Source organism: Nonlabens ulvanivorans, assembly GCF_000732625.1.
Taxonomy (GTDB): domain Bacteria; phylum Bacteroidota; class Bacteroidia; order Flavobacteriales; family Flavobacteriaceae; genus Nonlabens; species Nonlabens ulvanivorans.
On sequence record NZ_JPJI01000032.1, the window covers coordinates 1,301,341 to 1,307,169 of the forward strand.

Below are 5,829 nucleotides of genomic sequence, written 5' to 3' on the forward strand. Positions count from 1 at the left end.
GTGTTTTGTTGTAAGGCTTATTACTAGGATTAAGTGTATCAAGTATGTTGATGTATCTGCGTTATCGTTATTTGATAAGGGTTAGATTGGTCAAATCATTTTCGTAATGACTTGTTTGTTTGTGTTTTACGAATTATTTTAATTTAATTTGGCAAAAAGTTTGGTTGGTAGAGAAAAACGTGAGTATATTTGCACCCGCTTTGCAGCAGACGTGATGTCTAAAGTAGAGCGTTAGTTCTTCAAAGAAGGTTAGAATACTAGTTCAAGAATCGGGAGAGGATTGTCAAAGTTTTAATTTTATGATTTGAAGTAGTTCATTGAGATTTTGATTGACAGCACAAAAATAATAAGGAGATATTTTAGAATATTTTCTGGTAAGATTTAATGTAAATAAACACAATTACGCTAATTAAGTAGTATTGATTATATAGGTCATAAAACGATCTTTAAAAAGATTCTACGATGAAGAGTTTGATCCTGGCTCAGGATGAACGCTAGCGGCAGGCCTAACACATGCAAGTCGAGGGGTAACAGGGAGAGCTTGCTTTCTGCTGACGACCGGCGCACGGGTGCGTAACGCGTATACAATCTGCCTATCACTGAGGGATAGCCCGAAGAAATTTGGATTAATACCTCATAGTATTATAGAATCGCATGGTTTTATAATTAAAGGTTACGGTGATAGATGAGTATGCGTCCTATTAGCTAGATGGAGAGGTAAAGGCTCCCCATGGCTACGATAGGTAGGGGTCCTGAGAGGGAGATCCCCCACACTGGTACTGAGACACGGACCAGACTCCTACGGGAGGCAGCAGTGAGGAATATTGGACAATGGGCGCAAGCCTGATCCAGCCATGCCGCGTGTAGGAAGACGGCCCTATGGGTTGTAAACTACTTTTATACGGGAAGAAACCTATCCTCGTGAGGATAGCTGACGGTACCGTAAGAATAAGCACCGGCTAACTCCGTGCCAGCAGCCGCGGTAATACGGAGGGTGCAAGCGTTATCCGGAATCATTGGGTTTAAAGGGTCCGTAGGCGGGCTAATAAGTCAGTGGTGAAATGCAGGGGCTCAACTCCGGCACTGCCATTGATACTGTTAGTCTTGAATTATTGTGAAGTGGTTAGAATATGTAGTGTAGCGGTGAAATGCTTAGATATTACATAGAATACCGATTGCGAAGGCAGATCACTAACAATATATTGACGCTGATGGACGAAAGCGTGGGTAGCGAACAGGATTAGATACCCTGGTAGTCCACGCCGTAAACGATGGTTACTAGCTGTTTGGACGAATTGACGTCTGAGTGGCCAAGCGAAAGTGATAAGTAACCCACCTGGGGAGTACGTTCGCAAGAATGAAACTCAAAGGAATTGACGGGGGCCCGCACAAGCGGTGGAGCATGTGGTTTAATTCGATGATACGCGAGGAACCTTACCAGGGCTTAAATGTAGTATGACAGATTTGGAAACAGATTTTTCTTCGGACATATTACAAGGTGCTGCATGGTTGTCGTCAGCTCGTGCCGTGAGGTGTCAGGTTAAGTCCTATAACGAGCGCAACCCCTATTGCTAGTTGCCAGCGAGTCATGTCGGGGACTCTAGCGAGACTGCCGGTGCAAACCGTGAGGAAGGTGGGGATGACGTCAAATCATCACGGCCCTTACGTCCTGGGCCACACACGTGCTACAATGGTAGGGACAGAGAGCAGCCACCACGCGAGTGGGAGCGAATCTATAAACCCTATCACAGTTCGGATCGTAGTCTGCAACTCGACTACGTGAAGCTGGAATCGCTAGTAATCGCATATCAGCCATGATGCGGTGAATACGTTCCCGGGCCTTGTACACACCGCCCGTCAAGCCATGGAAGCTGGGGGTACCTGAAGTCGGTGACCGCAAGGAGCTGCCTAGGGTAAAACCGGTAACTGGGGCTAAGTCGTAACAAGGTAGCCGTACCGGAAGGTGCGGCTGGAACACCTCCTTTCTGGAGTTCCTGAAATAATGGAACAACAATAGATTTGTATGGTTAAGCTATTTGATTAGCGTGTTTATTTATATTTTAAAGTTGTCAATCTTGATATATTAAGTCGAAAAGACTTTTAATTAGATAGTTATGTCTGTTTAGTTATACAGTCTCATAGCTCAGCTGGTTAGAGCGCTACACTGATAATGTAGAGGTCGGCAGTTCGAGTCTGCCTGAGACTACAATGTATGGTTCGCTATACAATAGTTCATTAAAATACTTAAAGGAAATTCTAGAGGTTGGTTGTTCAACATTGCTAATTCTGAATACAACATTCTGAATTTTATAATGGGGGATTAGCTCAGCTGGCTAGAGCGCCTGCCTTGCACGCAGGAGGTCATCGGTTCGACTCCGATATTCTCCACTTTATTAAATCGTAAGATTTATAACGTTCATTGACATATTGAAAAGATTAAACGAGAAACGAATAGGTACATTAGTTTGTATTTATTATAGTAAATATTGAATATTAAAAGCAAGGCATTTATTTTGTATCGTTGCAAAATAGATAAGAATACCATAAGCAAATTAAGGGCGTATGGGGAATGCCTAGGCTCTCAGAGGCGATGAAGGACGTGATAAGCTGCGATAAGCTGTGGGGATTGGCACATACAATTTGATCCGCAGATTTCCGAATGGGGCAACCCGGCATATTGAAGATATGTCATCTGTAAAGAAGCAAACCCGGTGAACTGAAACATCTAAGTAGCCGGAGGAAGAGAAAACAAAAGTGATTCCGCTAGTAGTGGCGAGCGAACGCGGAATAGCCCAAACCAATTAGGTTACGGCCTAATTGGGGTTGTAGGACCACGACATTTAATGCATAATGAATTAGAATCCTTTGGAAAAAGGAGCCATAGAAGGTGATAGCCCTGTATAGGTAAAGAATGTTATTGATAGTGGTATCCTGAGTAGTGCGGGGCACGTGAAACCCTGTATGAATCAAGCGGGACCATCCGCTAAGGCTAAATACTCCTGAGAGACCGATAGTGAACCAGTACCGTGAGGGAAAGGTGAAAAGAACCCTGAATAAGGGAGTGAAATAGATCCTGAAACCATACGCTTACAAGCGGTCGGAGCCCTTTGGGGTGACGGCGTGCCTTTTGCATAATGAGCCTACGAGTTACCGTTGTTAGCAAGGTTAAGTACTTCAGGTACGTAGCCGTAGCGAAAGCGAGTCTGAATAGGGCGTATAGTTAGCAGTGGTAGACGCGAAACCGTGTGATCTACCCATGGGCAGGGTGAAGCTGTGGTAACACACAGTGGAGGCCCGAACCGGTTGACGTTGAAAAGTCTTCGGATGACCTGTGGGTAGGGGTGAAAGGCCAATCAAACTCGGAAATAGCTCGTACTCCCCGAAATGCATTTAGGTGCAGCGTTGATTTAGTTTTATAGAGGTAGAGCTACTGATTGGATGCGGGGGCTTCACCGCCTACCAATTCCTGACAAACTCCGAATGCTATAAAATGATGATCAGCAGTGAGGGCATGGGTGCTAAGGTCCATGTCCGAAAGGGAAAGAACCCGGACCATCAGCTAAGGTCCCCAAATATATGTTAAGTTGAATAAACGAGGTTGTACTGCATTGACAGCTAGGATGTTGGCTTGGAAGCAGCCATTCATTTAAAGAGTGCGTAACAGCTCACTAGTCGAGCGGTACGGCATGGATAATAATCGGGCATAAACATATTACCGAAGCTATGGACTCTACGGAGTGGTAGGGGAGCATTCTATGGGCGTCGAAGGAAAATTGTGAAGTTTTCTGGAGCGTATAGAAACGAAAATGTAGGCATAAGTAACGATAAAGGGAGCGAGAAACTCCCTCACCGAAAGACCAAGGTTTCCTCAGCTATGCTAATCAGCTGAGGGTTAGTCGGGTCCTAACGCGTACCCGAAGGGGGAAGTGGATGGACAACAGGTTAATATTCCTGTACCTGCTCACGCTAAAAGTGACGGAGGTGTAAATCTGGTGCGTACTGACGGAATAGTACGTTGAACTGACTTTTAAGGTCAGGATAGTACCATAAGGCTACGGCTGCATGGATAATCCAGAGGAGCAACTTCCAAGAAAAGCAAGTGAAGCAGCCCGTACCGCAAACCGACACAGGTGGTTGGGATGAGAATTCTAAGGTGCTCGAGAGATTCATGGCTAAGGAACTAGGCAAAATTGACCTGTAACTTCGGGAGAAAGGTCCCCTGCAGTAATGTGGGGCGCAGTGAAAAGATCCAAGCGACTGTTTATCAAAAACACAGGGCTCTGCTAAATCGAAAGATGATGTATAGGGCCTGACACCTGCCCGGTGCCGGAAGGTTAAGAGGAGGGTTTAGCTTCGGCGAAGATCTGAATTGAAGCCCCGGTAAACGGCGGCCGTAACTATAACGGTCCTAAGGTAGCGAAATTCCTTGTCGGGTAAGTTCCGACCTGCACGAATGGTGTAACGATTTGGATACTGTCTCAGCCATGAGCTCGGTGAAATTGTAGTATCGGTGAAGATGCCGATTACCCGCTACGGGACGAAAAGACCCCGTGCACCTTTACTATAGCTTAGTATTGATCTTGGATAAGTAATGTGTAGGATAGGTGGGAGACTATGAAGTGGCGTCGCCAGGCGTTGTGGAGTCATTGTTGAAATACCACCCTTTGCTTATTTGAGACCTAACCCCTAGCGGGGGACATTGCTTGGTGGGTAGTTTGACTGGGGTGGTCGCCTCCAAAAGAGTAACGGAGGCTTCTAAAGGTACCCTCAGCACGCTTGGTAACCGTGCGTAGAGTGTAATGGCATAAGGGTGCTTGACTGAGAGACTTACAAGTCGACCAGGTTGGAAACAAGAGCATAGTGATCCGGTGGTTCCGTATGGAAGGGCCATCGCTCAAAGGATAAAAGGTACGCCGGGGATAACAGGCTGATCTCCCCCAAGAGCTCACATCGACGGGGGGGTTTGGCACCTCGATGTCGGCTCGTCACATCCTGGGGCTGGAGAAGGTCCCAAGGGTTGGGCTGTTCGCCCATTAAAGTGGCACGCGAGCTGGGTTCAGAACGTCGTGAGACAGTTCGGTCTCTATCTGTAGTGGGCGCAAGAAATTTGAGTGAATCTGACTTTAGTACGAGAGGACCGAGTTGGACTGACCGCTGGTGTACCAGTTGTTCCGCCAGGAGCACTGCTGGGTAGCTACGTCGGGAAGGGATAAGCGCTGAAAGCATATAAGCGCGAAACCCATCACAAGATGAGATTTCTTTAAAGGGTCGTGGGAGACTACCACGTTGATAGGTCATAGGTGTAAAGGCAGTAATGTCATAGCCGAGTGATACTAATTACCCGTAAGCTTAGGTATTCTATCCTTTAGCTTTTTTATATAATGTTTGTTATTATCGTTTAAAATTTCAATATGTCAACTTTTACAGTTGATTATCTCAGCTGAACCATTAAGGTGGTTATAGCGATGGGGCTCACCTCTTACCATTCCGAACAGAGAAGTTAAGCCCATTTGCGCAGATGGTACTGCTTTATTGTGGGAGAGTATGTCGCCGCCTTCTTTTAAGTCCTTACTAAGTAATTAGTAAGGACTTTTTTTATACCCTTTTTTTAAATTTTATATTCAATTTTGGTTAATGTGCTAGATGTTCATTAGCCTTTTCTTGTGATATTTACTATTATAAACTTTAGCAGTGCTCATTAGATGGCTTTTGTATATAAGGTAGTGTTATTTATTGAGGTTGGTGACCACAAAAAAAAATGTCTAGTCGCTCTTAAGAACTGCTAGACATTTTGTCGTTCAGATATCAAACCTGATTAAACCTTGTATA

2 tRNA genes and 3 rRNA genes are annotated in these 5,829 nt (G+C 45.2%); all 5 read left to right on the plus strand.

Annotation, left to right across the window (positions count from 1 at the left end):
* Window positions 1–459: 459 nt before the first annotated feature.
* The 5 genes from IL45_RS12955 (at window position 460) to rrf (ending at window position 5,559) form a co-directional block, all read left to right on the plus strand.
* A 16S ribosomal RNA gene (locus tag IL45_RS12955) occupies window positions 460–1,985 on the plus strand.
* A 147-nt stretch (window positions 1,986–2,132) separates the two neighbouring features.
* Window positions 2,133–2,206 (plus strand) — tRNA-Ile (locus tag IL45_RS12960).
* A gap of 108 nt (window positions 2,207–2,314) precedes the next feature.
* Window positions 2,315–2,388, plus strand: a tRNA-Ala gene (locus IL45_RS12965).
* 153 nt (window positions 2,389–2,541) lie between these two features.
* A 23S ribosomal RNA gene (locus IL45_RS12970) occupies window positions 2,542–5,357 on the plus strand.
* A gap of 92 nt (window positions 5,358–5,449) precedes the next feature.
* Window positions 5,450–5,559 (plus strand): 5S ribosomal RNA (rrf, locus tag IL45_RS12975).
* Together the 16S, 23S and 5S rRNA genes with 2 tRNA genes alongside form the textbook arrangement of a ribosomal RNA operon.
* Window positions 5,560–5,829 lie beyond the last annotated feature (270 nt).